This is a genomic window from Blastococcus sp. SYSU DS0541, from assembly GCF_054050875.1.
In genome coordinates, this window is sequence record NZ_JBJHAD010000017.1 from 22,893 (window position 1) to 43,492 (window position 20,600).

Genomic DNA, 20,600 nt, shown 5'->3' on the forward strand with positions numbered 1-20,600 from the left:
CGGCATCCGGCTGCGCCCAGCGGCGTGTCGGCCGACCAGACGCCGATGATCAACGAGGGGGTGCGCTCAGGTCACAGGGGGCGGATGGTGGCGACGAGGTGCTCGGTGCCGCTCGCCGCGTTGCGGACGGCGGCGTCCCAGCCACCCTGGGCCTGCTCCGTGGCGAGCGTGACCGTGGAGGGCAGGAACAGCGGCTTGCGGAAGGCGACGTCGACCGTGAACGCGTCGGGCAGCCGGTTCTCCAGCGCCGCCAGCACGCGGGCCTTGACCCACATGCCGTGCGCGATCGCCCGCTTGAAGCCGAACGCCTTGGCGGACAGCCCCGAGAGGTGGATCGGGTTCACGTCACCCGAGACCTTGGCGTAGCGGCGACCGGCGTCGTCGGGGACCCGCCAGGTGGCGACCGCCCGCTCCAGGCTGCCCACCGTCACCGTCACATCGGATTCCGGCGCGCCGTCGGGTGCGGCCGCCCCGCGCGCCAGGTACGTCGACCGGGAGCGCCAGACCTCGGCGCCGCCGGCGCGCACCGACGCGCAGAGGTCGACGGTCACCCCGCTCCGGTGCCGCGCGAACCGCTCCGCCCACACCTCGAGGTCGAGCGCCCCGGTCGTGGCGATCGGGCGCAGCAGGTCGATGCGGTTGCGCACGTGCACCAGCCCGGGCAGGGCGAGCGGGAACGCGCGGTCGCTCATCAGCGCCAGCTGCAGCGGGAAGGTCAGCACGTGCGGGTAGGTCGCCGGCAGCGTGTCGGCGAGCGGGAAGCCGCAGACCCGCGCGTACGCGGCGAGGTCGGCCGGGTCCACGGTCACGCCGGTGCGCGCGACGCGGGTGTCGGGCAGGTCCCCGCCCCGGCCGCGCGCGGTGAGCGCGGCCCGGGCGAAGAGCGCCGTCATGTTCGGCGGCCCGTCCAGGACGGTGCGTGCAGCGGAGGACTCGGCCATCAGGCCCCCAGCAGCGACTGGCCGCAGACCCGCACGGTCTGGCCGTTGACCCCGGCACTGGCCGGCTGCGCCAGCCAGGCGATCGTCTCGGCGACGTCGACCGGCAGCCCGCCCTGCTGCAGCGAGTTGATCCGCGACCCGATCTCCCGTGTGCCGAAGGGCATCTTCGCCGTCATCTCGGTGACGATGAAGCCCGGCGCGACGGCGTTGATCGTGGCGACCCGGCCGGCGAACTCAGGCGCCCAGGCCCGCACCATGCCGAGGACGCCGGCCTTGCTCGCCGCGTAGTTGGTCTGGCCGCGGTTGCCGGCGATGCCCGACTGCGAGGAGACGCAGACGACGCGGGCGCCCGGCCTCAGCACGCCGTCGGCGTCCAGCAGCGCCTGCGTGAGGTCCAGCTGCGCCTGCAGGTTGACCGCCATGACGGTGTCCCAGCGGGCGGCGTCCATGTTCACCAGCAGCTTGTCGCGGGTGATGCCGGCGTTGTGGACGACGACGTCCACGCCCCCGTGCCGCTCCCGCAGGTGCTCGACGAGCCGCTGCGCGGCGTCCGCGGCGGTGATGTCGAGCTGCAGCGACGTCCCCCCGATCTCGTTGGCCACCCGGGCCAGGGCGTCCCCGGCGGCGGGGACGTCGACGGCGACCACGTGCGCGCCGTCGCGGGCCATGACCTTCGCGATGGCGGCGCCGATGCCGCGCGCCGCACCGGTGACGACGGCGACCTTGCCGGCCAGCGGCCGCTCCTCGTCGGGGTTCGCCGGGACGTCCGCCGCCGAGAGGGTGAGCAGCTGGCCGTCGACGTAGGCGGAACGGCCGGAGAGGAAGAAGCGGAGCGGCGCGGCGAGCGAGCCCTCGGCGCCGTCGGGCACGACGAGCGCGTTCGCCGTCGAGCCGTTGAGCAGCTCCTTGCCGATGGACCGGACCAGTCCGTCCACGGCCTGGCGTGCCGCCGCCTGCGCCGGGGTGGCGGCATCCGCCGGCGGGTCGGCGAGGACCAGCACCCGCCCGGAGGCCCGCAGCCGCTTGATCACCGGGGCCAGGACGTCGCGCGCGCCGGCCAGGTCGCCCGGCGAGGCCAGCCCCGTGGCGTCGAGGACCACCGCGCCGAGCTTCTCGCCGTCGGCCGCCCCGTCGGCGGTCACCGGCGACTGCACGGTCACCCCGGCGTCCCGGAGGACGGCGGTCACGGTCTCGCCCAGCCGGCCCGCGCCGGCCGAGCCGACCACCACCGGGCCCGGGAGCAGGGGCTCCCCGGGCTCGTAGCGGCGGAGCTCGACCGGGCGCGGCAGGCCCAGTTGCTTGGTGAGGGTGGTGCCGAAGCCGGAGTTGGCGAAGTTCGTGTACCAGTCAGCCACTGAGAGCTCTCTTCTTCCGGAGGTGTGCGGGTGGGGTGCGGCCGGAGGCCGTCCGGTTCCCCACCGGAGGTGTGTGGGTCAGGACTCGAGGATCGCGACGACGCCCTGACCGCCGGCGGCGCAGATGGAGATCAGGCCGCGCTTGCCCGGGCCCGCCTCGTGCAGCATCTTGGCCAGGCTCGCCACGATCCGGCCGCCGGTCGCGGCGAACGGGTGCCCGGCGGCCAACGACGAGCCGTTGACGTTCAGCTTCGCCCGGTCGATCGGTCCCAGCGGCGCGTCGAGGCCCAGCTTGTCCTTGCAGAACGCGGGGTCCTCCCAGGCCTTCATCGTCGCGAGCACGGTGGACGCGAACGCCTCGTGGATCTCGTAGAAGTCGAAGTCCTGCAGGGTCAGGCCGTTGCGGGCCAGCATCACCGGCACGGCGTAGACCGGGGCCATGAGCAGGCCCTCGCCGCCGTGCACGTAGTCGACGGCGGCGGTCTGCGCATCGACGAGGTGGGCCAGCACCGGCAGCCCCTTGGCCCGCGCCCACTCGTCGGAGGCCAGCAGCACGGCCGAGGCCCCGTCGGTGAGCGGCGTCGAGTTGCCCGCGGTCATCGTGGCGCGCTCGCCCTTGCCGAAGACCGGCGTCAGCTTCGCCAGCTTCTCGACGCTCGAGTCGGGGCGCAGGTTGTTGTCGCGGGCGAGGCCGAGGAACGGCGTCACCAGGTCGTCGAAGAAGCCGCGCTCGTAGGCGGCAGCCATGCTCCGGTGGGAACGGGCGGCGAGCTCGTCCTGCTCCTCGCGCCCGATCTCCCACTCCTCCGCGGTGATCGCGGCGTGGTCGCCCATGGCCAGGCCGGTGCGCGGCTCGGCGTTGCGCGGGATCTCGGGCGCCAGCATGCCCGGGCGGATCCGTGCGAGGGCCTTCAGCCGGTCCTGCACCGTCTTCGCGCTGTTGAGCGAGATGAGCACGCGGCGGAGGTCCTCCCCCACGGCCAGCGGCGCGTCGGAGGTGGTGTCCACCCCGCCGGCGATCCCGGACTCGATCTGGCCCAGCGCGATCTTGTTGGCGACGAGGATCGCGGCCTCCAGCCCGGTGCCGCAGGCCTGCTGGACGTCGTAGGCCGGCGTGGTGGGCGACAGCTTCGAGCCGAGCACCGCCTCGCGGGTGAGGTTGAAGTCGCGCGCGTGCTTGAGGACGGCGCCGGCGACGACCTCGCCCACCGACTCGCCCTGCAACCCGAAGCGGGCGACGAGCCCGTCGAGGGTCGCGGTGAGCATGTCCTGGTTGGACGCCTGGGCGTAGGCGGTGTTGGACCGCGCGAACGGGATCCGGTTGCCGCCGACGATCGCCGCCCGGCGGGTGGCGGGCTTCGCGTTCTCAGCCATGGGGACCTCCGTGGTGGGGGATGGGTGGCCGGTACCGACAGTACCCGGTACCGTCGGTGCCGTGAAACTCGAGGCGATGGACCCGTCGTCGCAGCCGGAGGCCCCGGCCGGCCGCCGGCGGCGGGCCGGCGGGGACACCCAGGGGCGCGCCGAGCACCGGGCGGGGGCGGCCGCCGCCCGTGCGGCCGCCCCGCGCGACCGGCGCGACTCCCGGTGGGACGAGCACCGCCGCGCCCGCCGGGCCGCGCTGGTCGACGCGGCGGTCGTCGCGGTCGGCCGGCACGGCGCCGGCGTGGGCATGGACGAGATCGCGGCCGTGGCCGGCACCAGCAAGACCGTCGTCTACCGGCACTTCGCCGACCGCAGCGACCTGCACGTCGCCGTCTGCACCCGGGTCGCCGAGCAGCTGGTGCCGACGCTGCGCGCCGCGATGGGCAGCTCCGACCAGCCGCGCGACATGCTCGGCGCCGCCGTCGAGGCCTACCTGGCGTTCCTCGAGGCCGATCCGGAGCTGTACCGCTTCGTCGTCCACGGCCCGACCGGCCCGGCCGACGCCGACGACCCGATCACCGGCCTCTCCGACCTCGTCGGTGACCAGGCGGCCGCGATCCTGGCCCCGGCGCTCGAACGGGCCGGCCGCGACCCGGTCGCCGCCGCGCCCTGGGGCCACGCCGTCGTCGGCCTGGTCCGCGCCGCCGCCGACTGGTGGCTGCGCGCCGGCCGCCCCATGCCGCGTCGCGACCTGGCCGCCCACCTCACCGAACTCGCCTGGGCCGGACTCTCCGGCGTCGCGACCCCCGAACCCCGCAAGGAGGACCTGTGACGAGCACCCTGCCCCCCACGGTCGACCCGGCCCGCCTCCAGGAGGCGCTCGACGGCCGCTGGGCGCACGTGCGCCGCGACGCCCGCGAGAACCTGCACGACCCGGAGATGCTCCCGGTCTACGGCGAGTCGATGGCCGAGGCGCGGGAGCGGGTGACCCGCATGGCGGCGAAGCTCGCGGAGTCCGGCCGGGTCACCCTCGGCTTCCCCAAGGAGTTCGGCGGCGAGGCCGACGCCGGCGGCTCGGTCGTCTCCATCGAGATGCTGGCCTTCGTCGACCTCTCGCTCATGGTCAAGGCCGGCGTCCAGTGGGGCCTGTTCGGCGGGGCGGTGCAGCTGCTCGGCACGCGCCGGCACCACGAGACCTACCTGCGCGACATCATGAGCTTCGACCTGCCCGGCTGCTTCGCGATGACCGAGACCGGGCACGGCTCCGACGTCCAGCAGCTGCGGACCACGTGCACCTACGACCCCGCGACGCAGACGTTCGACCTGCACACCCCGCACGAGGCGGCGCGCAAGGACTACATCGGCAACGCGGCGAGGGACGGCCGGATGGCGGTGGTCTTCGCGCAACTGGTCAGCCAGGGGAGGAACCACGGGGTGCACGCCTGGCTGGTGCCGATCCGGAACGAGGACGGCAACCCGATGCCCGGCGTCACCATCGGCGACGACGGCCCCAAGGCCGGGCTGCTCGGCGTGGACAACGGCCGGCTCACCTTCGACCACGTGGCCGTGCCGCGGGACATGCTGCTCGACCGCTACGGCCAGGTCGCCGCGGACGGCAGCTACACCTCGAGCATCGAGAACGAGACCCGGCGCTTCTTCACCATGCTGGGCACCCTCGTGCGGGGCCGGGTCAGCGTCGGCGGCTCGGCGGCGTCGGCCACCAAGCTGGCGCTCGACATCGCCGTCCGCTACGGCAACAGCCGTCGCCAGTTCGCCGCTCCCGGCGAGGAGCGCGAGATCGTCATCAACGACTACCTCGTGCACCAGCGCAAGCTGCTGCCGGCGCTGGCGAGGACCTACGCGCTGCACTTCGCCCAGAGCGAGCTGGTCAGCACCATGCACGACCTCCAGACGGCGGTGCACGAGCACGGCCAGGAGGTCGACGAGCACGCCCAGCGGGAGCTCGAGTCCCGCGCCGCCGGCCTCAAGGTGGCCCAGACCTGGCACGCCACCCGCACCATCCAGATGTGCCGTGAGGCGTGCGGCGGCGCGGGCTACCTGCAGGAGAACCGGCTCCCCCACCTCAAGGCCGACACCGACGTCTTCACCACCTTCGAGGGCGACAACACCGTCCTGCTGCAGCTGGTGGCGAAGGGCCTGCTCACCGGCTACCGCGACACGTTCGGCTCGCTCGACGGCTGGGGCCGGATCGGCTTCGTCGCCGACATGGTCCGCGAGACCGTCCTGGAGCGGACGGCGGCGCGGGCGCTGATCCAGCGGCTCGTCGACGCCGTCCCCGGCCGGGACGACGAGGTGCCGATGCTCGACCGCGGCTGGCAGCTCAAGATGTTCGAGTTCCGCGAGAAGCACGCCCTCGAGGGCGCGATCCGCCGCCTGCGGAGGAACTCGACGATCGAGGGCATGGCCCCGTTCGACATGTTCAACGACGTCCAGGACCACGTCCTGAAGACGGCGCAGACGCACATCGACCGGGTCGTCCTCGAGGCGTTCGTCGACGCCGTCGACCGCACCACCGACCCCGCCGCGAAGGCGCTGCTCGACACCGTCTGCGACCTGTACGCCCTGTCCACCATCGAGGAGGACAAGGCCTGGTTCCTCGAGCACGGGCAGCTCACCCCGTCGCGGGGCAAGACGCTGACCGCGACGGTGAACGGCCTGCTCAAGGCCCTGCGGCCGCACATCACCACGCTGGTCGACGCCTTCGCGATCCCCGACGGCTGGAAGGCCGCCGCGATCCTGGAGGAGGAGCCGGGCCGGCAGGAGGCGATGGCCGCCCGCGACGCCGAGCTGCGGGCCCAGACCGGCGCGAGCACCCCCCAGGGCACCGCGACCGCCGTCGAGGTCCCGCCGGGACAGTAAGAGGACCCCCGTGCCCCCCGGCCCTCGCACGCTCGGGCCGGGGCCCCGCACGGGAGGGTCCGGCGGCCGGGGTGCCCGGCAGCGCATCCACCCGGTGCGGGGTCAGTCCTCGGGAACGAGCCGGACGGCGAGGACGGCGACGTCGTCCTCGGCGTCCGGCAGGATCATCCGCTCCAGGACGCGGTCGCAGAGCTCGTCGAGGGGCAACCCGCCGCACTCGCCGAGGACCTCCAGCAGCTCCTCGGTGCCCGCGTCGATGTCGCGGTCGCGGCGCTCGACCAGCCCGTCCGTGTAGAGCAGCACCGTCGAGCCGGGGGCCAGGACGGCGACGTGGTCCTCGCGGACGGTCTCCGGCGCGACGCCCAGCAGCAGGTCCGCCTGCTTGCCGTCGAGGAGCACCACACTGCTGTCCGAGGCGAGCAGCGCCGGTGGCGGGTGCCCGGCGTTGGCCCAGCGCAGCCGCATGCGCCCGGCCTCGTCGCCGGGCTCGGGGTCCAGCTGGGCGACCAGCGCCGTCGCCATCGTGTTCAGCGCCAGCCCCTGGACCGCGCGGTCGAGCTCGGTGAGCACCTCGGCCGGTGAGCCGCCGCTGGAGTAGCTGATCCCCCGCAGCAGACCGCGGACCTGACCCATCGCCGCCGCGGCCCGGGTGTCGTGGCCGACGACGTCGCCGATCGCCAGCACCGTCGTGCCGCCGCGCTGGAGGAAGGCGTCGTACCAGTCGCCACCGATCTCGGCGCCCTCGGCGGCCGGCACGTAGCGCACCACGATCTCGCAGTGCTCCGGCTGCGGCGGCTCGGTCAGCATGCTCCGCTGCAGCGCGTCGGCCAGATCCCGCTGCTGCTCGTACAGCCGGGCCTGGTGCAGGGCCAGCCCCGCCCGCCGGCCGATCTCCACCGCCGTGTCCACCTCGGCGTCGCCGAGCGGCCCGCGCTGCTCCCCGGTGAACAGCCCCAGCGCGCCGAGCGCCTGCCCGCGCGCGACCAGCGGCACCACGACGGAGGACGCGGCCCCCAGCCGGGAGAAGAGCTCCCGCGTCACGGGATCGGGCAGCGCGCGCGCCACGTGGTCGCAGTCGATGGCCGGCAGCACGACGGGGCGGCCGGTGGCGGTCACCTGCCGCGCGGCGGCCTCCTCGGTCATCTCGGCGACCATCGCGCGCACGTAGGCCTGGACCTCCTCGCGCCGCGCCGGGTCCCGGTGACCGCTGGCCACCCCGTGCAGCCGGCCGGCCTCGTCGGTGACCACGATCCAGCACCAGTCGGCCAGCTCGGGCACCACGAGGGAGGCCAGCCGGCCGATCTGCTGGTCGATGTCCAGCGTCCCCGACAGCACCCGCCCGGCCTCCGCGAGCAGCCGCAGCCGCTGGTTGGCCTGCGCCATCGCCGCGACCGCCGCACCGCGCTCGGCGTCGGACTGCAGCCGCGACACGCTCAGCGCGATCTGCGCGGCCAGCGCCTCGAGCACCTCGACGTCGTCCCCGGTGAACGTGTGCGCGCTGGTCCAGACGACCAGAAACGAGCCGAGCAGCCGCCCTTCGACCCGCAGCGGGATGGTCGCCAGCGCGTGCAGCCCCAGCAGTTCGATGACCGGCTCCAGCGCCGGGAAACGGGCCACCGCCTCGGCGCGGTCGTCGAGCAGGATCCGGCGTCCGTGCCGGGCCGCGTGCTGGGCCGGCAGCGCGTCGTCCATGGGGAGGATGACGCCGTCGCCGAGCACCCCCGCCTCCGGCGCGCTCTCCTCCACCGCGGCCACCATGTTCCCGGTCATGCGCAGCCGCAGCGGGCCGCCCGGGAAGTCGAAGACGGCCAGCGCGCTGGACTCGGCACCCAGCACCTGGGCCCCGCGCAGCGCGATGTCGGCGAGCTGGTCCAGCCGCGCCGCGTTGGCGAGCTCGGCCGCCACCTCGGCGATCGCAGCGGCCCGCTGCACCGCGGTGAGCCGCCGCTGCGCCTGCCCGCGCGCCTCGGTGATGTCCACGGCCGTGCCGAGCACCCGCGCCGGGGCGCCGGTCACGTCGGCCACCACACGCCCGCGGGCGAGCACCCACCGCGTGACGCCGTCCTCGCGCAGTGCCCGGAACTCGACGGTGTAGTCACCGCGCTCCTCCACGGCGACCCGCATGGCCTCGGCGATGGCGGCGTGGTCGTCGGGGTGCACGTGCGAGACCAGGACGTCGTCGAGCGAGTCGAGCTCGACCGCGGAGTCCAGGCCGAACAGCGCCGCGCACCGGTCGTCCCAGTGGATGGTCCCCGTGCGCAGGTCGCGCTCCCAGATGCCCACCGAGCTCGCCTCGAGCGCGACCTCCAGCCAGGCCCGCGAGGTGCCCACCGCCGACTGCGCGGCCGAGAGCTCCAGCTCGGCGACGACGGAGGCGGCCAGCTGCTCCAGCAGCTCGGCGGCGTCCTCGGACCAGGTGCGCGGCTCGGCGTCGTAGGCCGCCAACGCGCCCACCACCTGACCCGAGACGGCGGTCAGCGGCGCGCCCAGGTAGGAGAGCACCTGCCCCGACGTGACGGCGGGCAGGTCGGCCACCCGCGCGTCCTCGGTGGCGGCGGAGACGACCAGCGGCTGGCCGGTGCGCACCGTGATGGCGGAGAGCGCGCCGGTGAGGAGGGCCGGGCCGCCCACCACGCCGGCCGGGAGGCCGTACCCACCGACGACGACGTCGTGGTCGGTGAAGAGCGTGACCTTGACGTGCCCCACCCCGAGCACCCGGGCCGTCAGCGCCGAGAGCCGGTCGAACGCCGCGGGGCCGCGGACCTCCAGCAGCAGCCGGCGCGCCGCGGCGATCCGCAGCGGATCGGTGAGCGGGTCGTCCTCGGACCGACCGTCCGGGACCGCGGCGCCCATCGTGGCCACGCATCCTCCGCCCGGCGTCCGCGCCCCCCTGACCGGGGACGTTCCTGGCACATGCTGGCACGCCGCGCCGCGGGCGCGGGACCGGCGTCCCCGGTGTGCCACGGAAGGACGTCCCCCCGCGGGGTGAGGCGGCAGGGGCCGGGACCGCACGGCCAGCCCGCGGCCCTGCGGCTGAGCGACCCGCGGACCGGCGAGGTGCACACCGCCCCCGTCTCGCTGCGGGTGCACCTCTCGACCGGTGTCGGGGACGCCCTGCGCAGGGCGCTCACCCGCCCGGCCGCCCACCGCTTCACCCCCGTCGTCTGCACCGACCCCGCCCGAGGAGCGGCTGAGCCCGCCCGCAGGGGCCGCGGGACCGCGTGACGGCTGTGATCAGCGGGTCTGCCGGGTTTCCCAGGACCCCCCACTGGCCAGACCTGCAGGTGGCATGACACCGTGCCCCCGGCCCGGAATCCCGCGAGACCGGGTGCTCGCACCCCCGCCAGGCGTGGGAGCGGGAACCCCGGTGTCGTCCCGCGCGTCCGGGTGAAGAGCCGGCTGCGTGCCGAGGACACGGCACCGCCACCCCCTACGGAAAGGTTGCTCCATGAACAAGGCTGAACTGGTCTCCGCCATCGCCAAGCGCGCCGACGTCCCGACCTCGACGGTCGACTCGGTCCTCGCCGGCCTCCAGGACGAGCTCGTCGACGCGATCACGCGTGGCGAGAAGGTCGCCGTCTCCGGGCTGATCACGGTCGAGCGCACGCAGCGCTCCGCCCGCACCGGCCGCAACCCGCAGACCGGTGAGTCGATCGACATCCCCGCGGCCAACACCGTCAAGGTGACCGCCGGCTCCAACCTGAAGAAGGCCGCGAGCTCCGTCCCGGTCTGACCCCGGGTCGCGCCCGCAGCCGGGCCGACGCCGACCCCGTGTGTCCGGGCTCACAACGCCGTGAGCCAGGATGCGGTCGAGGCGTCGCCCGGCGGCGGTCGGCGCCCGGGACCCGGAGGTGCGCGTGAGCGACGAACTGCAGGTGGTCACCGACCCGGCAGAGGTGGGCATGGACCCCGCCCGGTTGGGACGCCTGGACGGCCGGCTGGCCCGCTACGTCGAGGAGGGCCAGCTGCCCGGCTTCCTGGTGACGGTCGCCCGCCACGGGAAGCTGGTGCACGTCGGGCGCTACGGCTCCCGCGACGTCGAGCACGGCCGCCCCGTCGAGCTGGACACCCGGTGGCGCATCTTCTCGATGACGAAGCCGGTCACCTCGGTCGCGGCGATGATGCTGTACGAGGAGGGCGCCTTCCAGCTCTCCGACCCGATCTCGCGGTGGCTGCCGGAGTTCGCCGAGACCCGCGTGTACGTGGCCGGGTCGACGATGAAGCCGGTCACCGCGCCGCAGGTGGAGCCGATCCGGATCTGGCACCTGCTCACGCACATGTCGGGGCTCACCTACGGCTTCCACCACGCCCACCCCGTCGACGCCATGTACCGCGCGATGGGCCACGAGTGGGGCACCCCGCCCGGCGCGGACTCCGCCGAGGTCTGCCGGCAGTGGGCCTCGGTGCCGCTGGTCTTCCAGCCCGGCAGCGAGTGGAACTACGGCGTCTCCACCGACGTGCTGGGCCGGCTGGTCGAGGTCGTCTCCGGGCAGCCGCTGGACGAGTTCTTCGAGCAGCGCATCTTCGCGCCGCTCGGCATGGCGAACACGTCGTTCGGGCTGCGCCCCGAGGACGACCCCGACACCCTGGCCCGGCTCTACGCCGCCACCCCCGGCCGGCCGGGGGGCGCGCCCACGGGCTTCGCCCCGCTCGACGCCATGGGCCAGGCGGCCCTGAGCAAGCCCGCGTTCCTCTCCGGCGGCGGCGGGCTCGTCTCCACCGCCGGTGACTACCTGCGGTTCGCGGAGATGATGCGCCGCGGCGGCTCCTACGACGGCGGCCGGCTGCTCGGGCCGCGGACGCTGGCCCACATGGTCAGGAACCACATCCCCGGCGGGCAGGACCTGGAGACCTTCGGCCGGCCGCTGTTCGCCGAGACGCCGCTGCGCGGGGTGGGCTTCGGCCTCGGGGTCTCGATGGTGATCGACCCGGTGCGCTACGGCGTCGTCTCCAGCGTCGGCGACTACAGCTGGGGCGGGGCGGCGTCGACGGCGTTCTACGTGGACCCGGTCGAGGACCTGACGGTCGGCTTCTACACGCAGCTGCTGCCCTCGAGCACGCTGCCGATCCGCACCTACCTGCGCCAGCTGATCAGCCAGGCGATCGTCACCTGACCCGCCCCCGGCGCTGGGACCAGGTGGCCTGATCGTCGGGCGTCCTCCCTCGCGGTGCGCGGTGAGGGAGGACGCCCGGCGGTGAGGGTGGACGGCGGTTGCGAGCCGACCGCCCGCCGGTCAGAGGTAGCGGCGGTAGACGACGGTGGCGACCATCGCCGGCTTGCTGCCGCCCTCGACCTCCACGGTGACGGCGAGGTTCATCTGGATGCCGCCCTCGAACGGCGTCGCCGCCTCGAGCGTGGCGGAGGCCCGCACCCGCGCGCCGACGGGCACCGGCGAGGGGAAGCGCACCTTCTCGGTGCCGTAGTTCACGCCCATCCGGAAGCCGGTGATCTCGACGATCTGCGGCATCAGCGCGGGCAGCAGCGACAGCGTCAGGTAGCCGTGGGCGATGGGCCCGCCGAACGGGCTCTCCTTCTTCGCCCGCTCCGGGTCGACGTGGATCCACTGGTGGTCGCCGGTCGCCTCGGCGAACTGGTTCACCTGCTCCTGCGTGATCGTCACCCAGTCGCTGTGGCCCAGGTGCTGACCCACCAGGCCCTGGACCCCCTCGACGCCCTCGGCCGTCGTCTGCGCCATCTGCTCTGCCTCCTCGTGCACGGTCTGGTTGGCTGACTCCACCACACACCACCATGGGACGGGGAGCGGGTTGCTGCGACTGGGGGCGCTCGACGTTCCGGACGGCGCGTTCGTGGTCATGGCGATCGTCAACCGCACCCCCGACTCGTTCTACGACCGCGGGGCCACCTACGAGCTGGCCGCGGCCGTCGCGCGGGTGGACCAGGTGGTCGCCGAGGGCGCGGACATGGTCGACGTCGGCGGCGTGAAGGCCGCGCCCGGCGAGGAGGTCTCCCCCGCCGAGGAGGTGCGCCGGACCGTCGACCTCGTGGCCGCGATCCGCGCCGCGCACCCCGCCCTGCCCATCTCCATCGACACCTGGCGGGCCGAGGTCGCCCGCGAGGCGCTGGCCGCCGGCGCCGACGTGGTGAACGACGCCTGGGGCGGCGTGGACCCGGCGCTGGCGGTCGTCGCAGCCGAGGCCGGCGCCGGCATCGTCTGCACCCACGCCGGTGGGCTGCCGCCGCGCACCCGGCCGCACCGTGTCGCCTACGACGACGTCGTCGCCGACATCGTCACGCGGACGACGACGCTGGCCGAGGCCGCCGTCGCCGCCGGGGTGGACCGCGAGCGCGTGCTGGTCGACCCGGGGCACGACTTCGGCAAGAACACCCGGCACTCGCTGGAGGCGACCCGCCGGCTGGACGAGCTCGTCGCGACCGGCTGGCCGGTGCTCGTGGCGCTGTCGAACAAGGACTTCGTCGGCGAGACCCTCGACGTCCCGCTGGGCGAGCGGCTCACCGGCACGCTGGCCGCGACCGCGGTGAGCGCCTGGCTGGGCGCCCGGGTGTTCCGCGCCCACGACGTCGCCCCGACCCGGCAGACGCTGGACATGGTCGCCTCGATCCGCGGCACCCGCCCGCCGGTGCGCACCGTCCGCGGCCTCGCGTGAGAGAGGACCCCCCTGCCGCCCACGCCTCGCAGGCTCGGCGCGGGCCCCTGCGGAGGGGCCGGGGCGCGCCGCCCACTCGCCGGGACCCTTCGGGCCCCGCTCCTCGCGGGCACCCCTGCAGCTAAGTTCCCTTCCCATGTCCGCCACCGGGTTCCTGACCGCCGACGAGCTCAACGACCTGCTGCCGGGCACCCTCCCCGGCCTGCTCGGCATCGTCGTCGACACCCACGAGCCCGGTCGGCTGACGAGCCACCTCGACGTCCGGCCCGAGCTGCTCGCCCCCAACGGCTACCTGCACGCGGGCACCGTCGTCACCCTCGCCGACACCTCCTGCGGCCTGCCCACGCGCGCGCTGCTCCCCGAGGGTGCCAGCGGGTTCACCACGATCGAGCTCAAGAGCAACCACCTGAGCACCGCGCGGGAGGGCCGGCTCACCTGCGAGGCCACCAACGTGCACGCCGGGCGGACCACCCAGGTGTGGGACGCCGTCGTCCGCAACGCCGCCACCGGGAAGACCATCGCGTTGTTCCGGTGCACGCAGTCGGTGCTGTGGCCCCGCTGACCGGACGAACCCGCCGGTAACCCCCTTGTGAGCGGGGACACCGCAGGTGTGAGACTGGCGCCACACACCATGCGAGGAGGAACACCCGTGGCGCTGTCGAGCCCGTATCCCGACGTCGAGATCCCGAACGTCTCCGTCCCCGAGTTCGTCCTGGCGGCCGGCCGGGAGAAGCCCGATGCACCGGCCCTGATCGACGGCCTCAAGGGCGACGTCATCACGCACGGCCAGCTGGCCCAGTACGTCGACCGGGTCGCGGCCAACCTGCACGCCCGCGGCCTGCGCAAGGGCGACGTCGTCGCCGTCTTCTGCCCGAACACCCCGTGGTTCCCGGTGGTCTTCCACGGCATCGCCGCAGCCGGCTGCGTGATGAGCCCGATCAACTCGCTCTACACGCCCGACGAGATCGCCTTCCAGCTGAAGGACTCCGGCGCGAAGATCCTGATCACCATCGGGCTGTTCCTGGACCGCGCCACGGCGGCCGCGGAGAAGACGCCGCTGGACGAGATCATCGTGCTCGACGGCGCCGAGGGGCACGCCAACCTGTTCGACCTGCTGGGCGCCGACGCGCCGTCGGTCCAGGTGGACATCGACCCGGCGAACGACCTGGTCACGCTGCCGTACTCCAGCGGCACCACCGGGCTGCCCAAGGGCGTCATGCTGACCCACCGCAACCTGGTGGCCAACGTCGCGCAGTGCCGCCCGCTGATCCGGCTGGGCGAGGACGAGCGGATCATCGCCGTCCTGCCGTTCTTCCACATCTACGGCCTGACCGTGCTGATGAACCAGGGGCTGGCGTGGGGCGGCGCCGTCGTCACGCTGCCGCGCTTCGACCTGGAGGACTTCCTCCGCACCATCCAGGACCACAAGATCACCCGCGCGTTCGTCGCGCCGCCCATCCTGCTGGCGATGGCCAAGCACCCGGTGGTCGACCAGTACGACCTGTCGTCGCTGACCTCGATCCTGTCCGGCGCCGCCCCGCTCGACGAGCAGCTCGCACTGGCGGCCCAGGACCGGCTGCGCAAGGGCGCCGACACCGGCGTCACCGTCGGGCAGGGCTACGGCATGACCGAGCTCTCGCCGGTCTCGCACACCACGCCCGACCCGGGCGCCGAGCCGCCGGGCGTCAGCAGCGAGGTGCCCAAGGGCTCGGTCGGGTACGCGGTGCCCAACACCGAGTGCCGGCTGGTCGACCCGGGCACCGGCCAGGACGCCGCGCCGGGCGAGCGCGGTGAGCTGTGGGTGCGCGGCCCGCAGGTGATGAAGGGCTACCTGAACAACCCCGACGCCACCGCCGGCACCGTCGACAGCGAGGGCTGGCTGCACACCGGCGACGTCGCCGTCGTCGACGAGAACGGCTGCTACACGGTCGTCGACCGCGTCAAGGAGCTGATCAAGTACAAGGGCTACCAGGTGGCCCCGGCCGAGCTCGAGGCCGTGCTGATCAACCACCCGGAGATCGCCGACGCCGCCGTCATCGGCGTGCCGGACAAGGAGAGCGGCGAGGAGCTGCCGAAGGCGTTCATCGTCCGCGCGCCGGGCTCGGAGCTCTCCGAGGACGCCGTCATGGCGTACATGTCCGAGAAGGTGGCCCCGCACAAGAAGATCCGCTTCGTCGAGTTCATCGAGCAGGTGCCGAAGTCGGCAGCCGGCAAGATCCTGCGCAAGGACCTCAAGGCCCGCGCCTGAGAACGCCCCGCGACGGCGGTGGGGCCCCGGCACGGCGACGTGCCGGGGCCTCACCCCAGCGGCAGACCCTTGACCACCCGCCCGGCCGTCCGCCCGGCCCGGCGCAGCTCGACCGGTCCCGCGCCCGCCCCGACGACGAGCACCGCGCGCCGCGCGGGGAGCTTCCCGTGGTGCACCGCGACCGCCCCGGCGGCGTCCACCCCGATCCCCACCTCCAGCCGGGAGTCGGTCGCCGCGGCGTGCGCCATCGCCACGGCATCCGGGGATCCGTGCGGCAGCACGACCTCGCGGGTGGGCACCCCCTCCTCCTCCATGCCGGCGTGGAGCTCGCGCAGCACCGTGGCATCGGCATCCGCGTGGCGGTGCACGAGCACCGCCGGGGGCTCCGGTGCCGACCTCCCCGGCGCGGTCACGGCACGGCGGCGGCTGCGTCCACCGGCGCCGCCGGGACGGCGGTGGCCGCCGCGTAGGCGTGCACGAGGCCCGAGGCGACGGCGTTGCGCGGCCCCTCGGTGCCCAGCACGTTCCCGGTTCCGCACACGATGCCGTGACCGGCCAGCGCGTCGGCGATCATGTCCGGGATCTCGAAGTCCAGGGCGGAGCCGCCGAGCAGGACCACGAAGTCGAGGGCACGCAGGTCCGCGTCCGGCGCGACCTGGCGGAGCGCGCGCAGGGAGTTGACGACGAAGACCCGGCGCTTGGCCTCCCGGCGGACACGGCGCACGCGGTCCAGCCCGTGCCTGGTGACCACCGGGACCGGCCCCTCCGGCGTCATGACCACCACCCGGGCGAACACGTGGGCCGGCAGCGGGTCGGGGAAGAACTGCACCGTCCCGTCCTCGTGGCGGACGTGGAAGAAGCTCTCGACCTTCGCCAGCGGGAACCGCTTGACGCTCTCGGCCACCTCCCGGTCGTCCAGCGCCAGCTCCGAGTCGATGAGCTTGGTGACGAGCTCGCCCGCACCCGCGACGTGCACCGCGGTGCTCCGGCCGGCGCGGTCCACCAGGGCCGCGTCGGTCGATCCGCCACCGAGGTCGAGCACCGCGACCGGCCGGTCCACGCCCGGGGTGGTCAGGGCGCCGCGCACGGCCATCTCACCCTCGACCCCACCGATCTCGGCCGGGACGCCCAGCCGGGTGGACACCTCGTCGGCCACCAGCTGCATGCGGCTGCGGCTGGTGCGCACCATCGCCGCCAGCGCGACCGCGTTCTCCAGCGCGACCTCACCCGCCAGCCCGCCGCGCACCTCGGCGGGCACGAAGGTGTCGACGGCCAGGACGTCGCGGATGGCGATCTCCGCCGAGGGGACGCCCGCCTGGCCGGGCACCTCCATGACGTCGGCCATGGTGTCGCGGACCTGGGCCAGCATGCCGCCCACGTGGGTGCCCGGCTCACCGTGCGCGTCGTCGAGCGGCTGGACGCGGGCGAGGGTCGCCATGATCGCCTCCGCACCGGCGTCGACGTCGACCCGCAGGGTCTTGCCGGCACCCCGCAGCTCCAGGACCCCCACCGGGATGCGCCGGTCGGAGACGTCACCCGACGGGGTCCGGATCACGACGGCCGAGCGGTTGCCGGTGAGCGCCCGCGCCACGGGCGACACGTGCCGGGTCTGCTCGGGGTCCAGGCCGAACACGGTGGCCAACCCGTAGGTGTTCGACAGGGTCCGGATGGTGCGACCGGGCGCGGCCACCTCGACCGCGGCGAGCATGCCCAGCGGCACCTTCTCCACCGACGCGACCTCGTCGACCACCGGTATGGGCCGTGCGAGCCGGTTGGTGACCAGGACGGCGTCGTCCCCGGCGAGCACCGCGGCCACGACCTCCACGCCGCGGTCGACCGCCGTGTTGAGGGCGCCGGCGACGTCGTCGAAGTCCCAGCCGTGGGGCACCACGCAGATCACCGGCGTCCCGGCCTCCTGCGCGGCGAGGTCGGTGACCGACACGGTGGTGCCCACCCCGAGCCCCTCCCCGCCCGGGGTGGCCGGGTTGTGCCCGATCATGGTCGATTCGGTGATGATCGTCTCGGTGATCGTCTCCATGGCCAGCCCGCTGATGACCGGCGTCGCCTCGTTGAGCAGCACGACGTGCACGTCGGCGGGATCCCGCCCGGCACGGGCCAGGGCGCCCCGGATCGCGACGAGCGCTCCCGCGCTGTTGTCCGGGGTCCCCTTCACGCCGGTGGTGTGCGTCAGATCGGTGCCCAGGTGGTCGGCCGCGCCGTCCGCACCGATCACGGCGACGCAGGCCTCGGTGGTGGAGTTGCCGATGTCGACGCCGACGACGAGCCGTCGACCGCGCTGACCGGTCACCTCAGCCGGCGGGCCCGAACGCCACCGCCAGCTCGACCGGCTCGCGGTCGTGCTGGATGCACTCGAACTCCTTGAGGTGCAGCAGAGCGGCCTTCGCCTGCCACCGGGGTCGCGCCATCTGGTCGTTTCGGGTCGGTACGGGCTGGGGTGACTCGCCCTTGGCGTACTGGGCTGCGTTCGAGCCGATCATCCGGAACACCGGCGGGTCGAGCAGCGGGGACTGGGGGAAGAGCTCGAGGTTGCTCAGCCGCGCGAGGTCCTTCTGGTGGATCATCGTGGTGCCCCGGGAGAGCAGCCCCACCGAGATCCCCGAGCCGGACAGCTTCGCGGCGGTGTGCGACAGGGCGGCGAGATCGGCGGTCGACCAGACGCGCACGACCCGCGCCGACACGCCCTGCTCCTCGATGCCGGCGAGCAGCTGACGCAGCACCTCGGCGTGCGGCACCCCGACGATCGTCTGGCTGAAGTGCCCACCGAACGCCGGGGACACCGCGACCACGACCTCGTCGCCGCGGGTCCCCCGGCCGGCCGGCCCCACCTCGCGGAGCGAGAGCGTGCGCTCCGGTCGTGCCGGCGTCGTCTCCAGCGTGGTCACGGTTCAGCTCACCTCGGTCTCGGGGTCGGTGGCGGAGGTGACGTGCCGCAGCTTCTTGAGCTGCTCCCACCTCTCGCCCTCCAGCCGGTAGCCCGTGCCGGGCCCGGCGTAGTCGTTGGCGTCGTTGATCGCCGACAGCGGCACGAAGTCGGCGGTGAGGACGGCGGACGTCTGCAACAGGTCCCCGCTCACCCGTTGGCGCAGGACCGCCAGCAGGTTCTCCGCGACGTCGTGGAAGCCGGTGGCCTCCAGTCCCCGCACGAGGTCCAAGCCGGTGATCCCGCGGTCCATCACGGACTGCGCACCCTTGAGGTCGGCGAGCACGTCCCGGAACGGGTAGTCGTTGGAGGAGTTCGCGCGGGTCGCTGCCTCCACCTCCTCGTCGGTGATCGACGGGAGGTCCAGGTGGGCGAAGAGGGCCTGCAGTGCCCGCGCCGCTCTGTTCCGGACGGCGAGGATCTCGTCCTCGCGCACGTGCCGGAGGCCCCCGTCGACCTGGAGGTCGCGCTGGATGGTGTTCCAGTCGTCGTAGTCGTCGGTGTCGAAGTTGGAACCCGCGAACATGTTGTCGGGGTTCGGCACGGCCGAGTAGCCGGAGCAGACGAAGTCGGTGCCCGGCAGCAGCTGAGGCATCAGCCGGGCCACCCGGCGCATCGAGGAGTGGGAGAAGGACTGGTCGTTCCCCGACGCGCACTCGAGGTCGAGCATGCTGGCCACCAGGTTCTCCGCGGCCACCGCGCGGATGCCGCCCGGTACCGCCCCGGGCACGCCGATGCAGCTGATCGACCCGTTCTGCAGACCCTGCACGCCGGCGCCCTTGGCCATGAGGATGCAGCGGATCTCCAGGTAGAGCATGGACCTGCCCTCGGCGTTGCCCATCTGCACCTCCGACCCGGTCCCGGAGGTGAAGCGCATCTTGATGCCGCGGGAGGCGTACGCCGAGGCGAGGAATGCCTTGGACCAGGGGGTGTCGTCGCCGTCGACGAACACCGACTCCGTCCCGTACACGGAGATGGTCTCCGCATAGGCGGTGATGCCGCGCATGCCCAGCTCGAGCTCGGTCGCCTCCTCCAGCGCGCACTGGGTGAGGACGCCACCGCGCCCGACCTGCCCGCCCACCTGCAGCGCGATCGCCACCAGCGGGGCGTACCGCACCACGCCCAGCGTCGTCTCCAGCTCGGCGAACCCGCGCAGCGCTCCCTCGGCGGCGTCCACGGCGACCTGGAGCGGGTTGTCGCGGGCGCTGGTGGAGTGGGCCTGGTTCGCCGGGGTGCGGCGGGCCCGCATCTTCTGCATCCCCTGCATGATCTCGACGACGTTCATCAGCTTGACGACGTCGAGGATCTTGGCGGGGGTGAGGCCGCGCGTCACCTGGAGCACGTCGGCGCGGGAGGTCCGGGGGTCGATGAGCATCCGGGCGATCTCGATCGACGGCACGGCGTTGGATGCCTCGGCCGTGGCGACGTCGATCGCGTGGTCGGCGATGAAGGTGTCCATGAAGTCGAAGTCGGCGCGTGCGCGGCCGTCGAGCTCGACGATCCGGCCGTCCTCCACCCGCACACCCGGGGCCGGGTCGAAGGCGCTCTCCATCGCCACGAGGCCCTTCTCGGGCCACTCCTCCACGAAGCCGTCGAGGTTGACCGGCCGCGCCTCGAGGACGTCGGTGCGCCGGGAGCGTCCGGGCTCGTCCGCCGTGCGGGGCTGCGTGGTGGTCATGTCCGCGGTGTCCTCTCGCTCAGCTCGGGGGTGAGGTCTGCGGCCGCGACGTCGTCGGCGGCGGTGGGGGGCACGTCCCCGGAGGCGACCGGGCCGTCGGCGTCGGTGGCGTCGTCGGGGGCGGCGTCGGGGGCCAGCAGGCGGCGCCGGGCGTAGACCTCGGCGGCCTCGCGGACCAGGCCGGCGCAGGTCGGCGCCGAGTACGTGCCTTCCAGCCGGTCGGCGAGCGAGCGCAGCTCCGCACCCGTCGAGGCGCGGGGGCGGAGCGCGTTGTACATCTGCAGCACCTCGACGTCGGGTATCACGGCCATCTCCGCCGCGCGCCGGAAGTTGGCCGCCAGCTGCGGGCGGCCGCTCGCCTCGGCCAGCTGGGCCTGCAGCTCGAGGGTCTGCGGGGCGATCCGCAGGTCGTCGGCCGACAGCTCGCCGGACACCACCGCGGCCATGGTCAGGTCGCTGACCGACTTGCCGGTGGGGGTGCGCAGGAGGTCGGGCCGGTTGATGGACAGCGGGTAGTCGGCGGGGGTCAGCGGTCTGCTCGGTGGCGTGCTCATCCGGCGGCGCT

The 20,600-nt window shown here is 74.0% G+C and carries 18 protein-coding genes; 8 read left to right on the forward strand and 10 right to left on the reverse strand.

What is annotated here, in order from left to right; all coding sequences use genetic code 11:
• Nucleotides 1-71: 71 nt before the first annotated feature.
• The 3 genes from ACI794_RS16860 to ACI794_RS16870 all read right to left on the reverse strand — a co-directional run bounded on the left by ACI794_RS16860 (nt 72) and on the right by ACI794_RS16870 (nt 3,670).
• Nucleotides 72-941, reverse strand: a complete 870-nt coding sequence (locus tag ACI794_RS16860) for a MaoC family dehydratase (RefSeq protein ID WP_456616935.1) — start codon at nt 939-941, stop codon at nt 72-74.
• Nucleotides 941-2,296, reverse strand: a complete 1,356-nt coding sequence (locus ACI794_RS16865) for a 3-oxoacyl-ACP reductase (protein WP_456616936.1) — start codon at nt 2,294-2,296, stop codon at nt 941-943. The genes ACI794_RS16860 and ACI794_RS16865 overlap by 1 nt, the downstream gene beginning before the upstream one ends.
• A gap of 78 nt (nt 2,297-2,374) precedes the next feature.
• Complete coding sequence (locus tag ACI794_RS16870; RefSeq protein ID WP_456582445.1) at nt 2,375-3,670, reverse strand: acetyl-CoA C-acetyltransferase; 1,296 nt, start codon at nt 3,668-3,670, stop codon at nt 2,375-2,377.
• Between the two features lie 61 nt (nt 3,671-3,731).
• On the opposite strand from ACI794_RS16870, the gene ACI794_RS16875 reads away from it, so the two are divergent.
• The gene (locus ACI794_RS16875) at nt 3,732-4,493 is read left to right on the forward strand and encodes a TetR family transcriptional regulator (RefSeq protein ID WP_456600776.1); all 762 of its coding nucleotides are present in this window, start codon (nt 3,732-3,734) and stop codon (nt 4,491-4,493) included.
• The gene (locus ACI794_RS16880) at nt 4,490-6,541 is read left to right on the forward strand and encodes an acyl-CoA dehydrogenase family protein (protein ID WP_456616937.1); all 2,052 of its coding nucleotides are present in this window, start codon (nt 4,490-4,492) and stop codon (nt 6,539-6,541) included. Before ACI794_RS16875 ends, ACI794_RS16880 begins: the two co-directional genes overlap by 4 nt.
• Nucleotides 6,542-6,643: 102 nt before the next feature.
• On the opposite strand, the gene ACI794_RS16885 is transcribed toward ACI794_RS16880, so the two are convergent.
• Entirely contained in the window at nt 6,644-9,394 is a 2,751-nt protein-coding gene (locus tag ACI794_RS16885) for a SpoIIE family protein phosphatase (protein WP_456616962.1), read from the reverse strand.
• Between the two features lie 132 nt (nt 9,395-9,526).
• Here ACI794_RS16885 and ACI794_RS16890 point away from each other — a divergent pair, with 132 nt between their 5' ends.
• The 3 genes from ACI794_RS16890 (at nt 9,527) to ACI794_RS16900 (ending at nt 11,655) form a co-directional block, all read left to right on the forward strand.
• Nucleotides 9,527-9,766, forward strand: coding sequence for a hypothetical protein (locus ACI794_RS16890; protein WP_456616938.1), 240 nt, complete (start codon nt 9,527-9,529; stop codon nt 9,764-9,766).
• 223 nt (nt 9,767-9,989) lie between these two features.
• Nucleotides 9,990-10,274: an HU family DNA-binding protein gene (locus ACI794_RS16895; RefSeq protein ID WP_456582449.1), complete on the forward strand. Its 285-nt coding sequence runs from the start codon at nt 9,990-9,992 to the stop codon at nt 10,272-10,274.
• A gap of 124 nt (nt 10,275-10,398) precedes the next feature.
• Nucleotides 10,399-11,655, forward strand: coding sequence for a serine hydrolase domain-containing protein (locus ACI794_RS16900; protein ID WP_456600778.1), 1,257 nt, complete (start codon nt 10,399-10,401; stop codon nt 11,653-11,655).
• A 120-nt stretch (nt 11,656-11,775) separates the two neighbouring features.
• On the opposite strand, the gene ACI794_RS16905 is transcribed toward ACI794_RS16900, so the two are convergent.
• Nucleotides 11,776-12,279: a MaoC family dehydratase gene (locus ACI794_RS16905; RefSeq protein WP_456582451.1), complete on the reverse strand. Its 504-nt coding sequence runs from the start codon at nt 12,277-12,279 to the stop codon at nt 11,776-11,778.
• 28 nt (nt 12,280-12,307) lie between these two features.
• Between ACI794_RS16905 and folP the strand changes: the two genes are divergently transcribed.
• From folP to ACI794_RS16920, 3 genes are all read left to right on the forward strand, one after another.
• A complete protein-coding gene (gene folP, locus ACI794_RS16910; RefSeq protein ID WP_456616939.1) occupies nt 12,308-13,168 on the forward strand; it encodes a dihydropteroate synthase in 861 nt (286 codons plus the stop codon).
• Between the two features lie 136 nt (nt 13,169-13,304).
• Nucleotides 13,305-13,730 (forward strand): PaaI family thioesterase, encoded by a 426-nt coding sequence (locus ACI794_RS16915; RefSeq protein WP_456582453.1) that lies wholly within the window; start codon nt 13,305-13,307, stop codon nt 13,728-13,730.
• A gap of 87 nt (nt 13,731-13,817) precedes the next feature.
• Nucleotides 13,818-15,416 (forward strand): 4-coumarate--CoA ligase family protein, encoded by a 1,599-nt coding sequence (locus ACI794_RS16920; RefSeq protein WP_456600780.1) that lies wholly within the window; start codon nt 13,818-13,820, stop codon nt 15,414-15,416.
• A 50-nt stretch (nt 15,417-15,466) separates the two neighbouring features.
• Here the strand turns inward: ACI794_RS16920 and ACI794_RS16925 are convergent, their stop codons facing one another.
• Genes ACI794_RS16925 through ACI794_RS16945 form a run of 5 tightly spaced genes read right to left on the reverse strand, consistent with a single transcriptional unit; the run spans nt 15,467 to nt 20,589 of the window.
• Nucleotides 15,467-15,790 (reverse strand): glycerol dehydratase reactivase beta/small subunit family protein, encoded by a 324-nt coding sequence (locus ACI794_RS16925; protein WP_456582455.1) that lies wholly within the window; start codon nt 15,788-15,790, stop codon nt 15,467-15,469.
• A gap of 35 nt (nt 15,791-15,825) precedes the next feature.
• A complete protein-coding gene (locus tag ACI794_RS16930; RefSeq protein WP_456600781.1) occupies nt 15,826-17,724 on the reverse strand; it encodes a diol dehydratase reactivase subunit alpha in 1,899 nt (632 codons plus the stop codon).
• 1 nt (nt 17,725) lies between these two features.
• Complete coding sequence (locus ACI794_RS16935; RefSeq protein WP_456616940.1) at nt 17,726-18,319, reverse strand: propanediol/glycerol family dehydratase medium subunit; 594 nt, start codon at nt 18,317-18,319, stop codon at nt 17,726-17,728.
• 3 nt (nt 18,320-18,322) lie between these two features.
• Nucleotides 18,323-20,035: a propanediol/glycerol family dehydratase large subunit gene (locus ACI794_RS16940; RefSeq protein ID WP_456600783.1), complete on the reverse strand. Its 1,713-nt coding sequence runs from the start codon at nt 20,033-20,035 to the stop codon at nt 18,323-18,325.
• Complete coding sequence (locus ACI794_RS16945; protein ID WP_456600784.1) at nt 20,032-20,589, reverse strand: diol dehydratase small subunit; 558 nt, start codon at nt 20,587-20,589, stop codon at nt 20,032-20,034. Before ACI794_RS16945 ends, ACI794_RS16940 begins: the two co-directional genes overlap by 4 nt.
• Between the last annotated feature and the right edge of the window lie 11 nt (nt 20,590-20,600).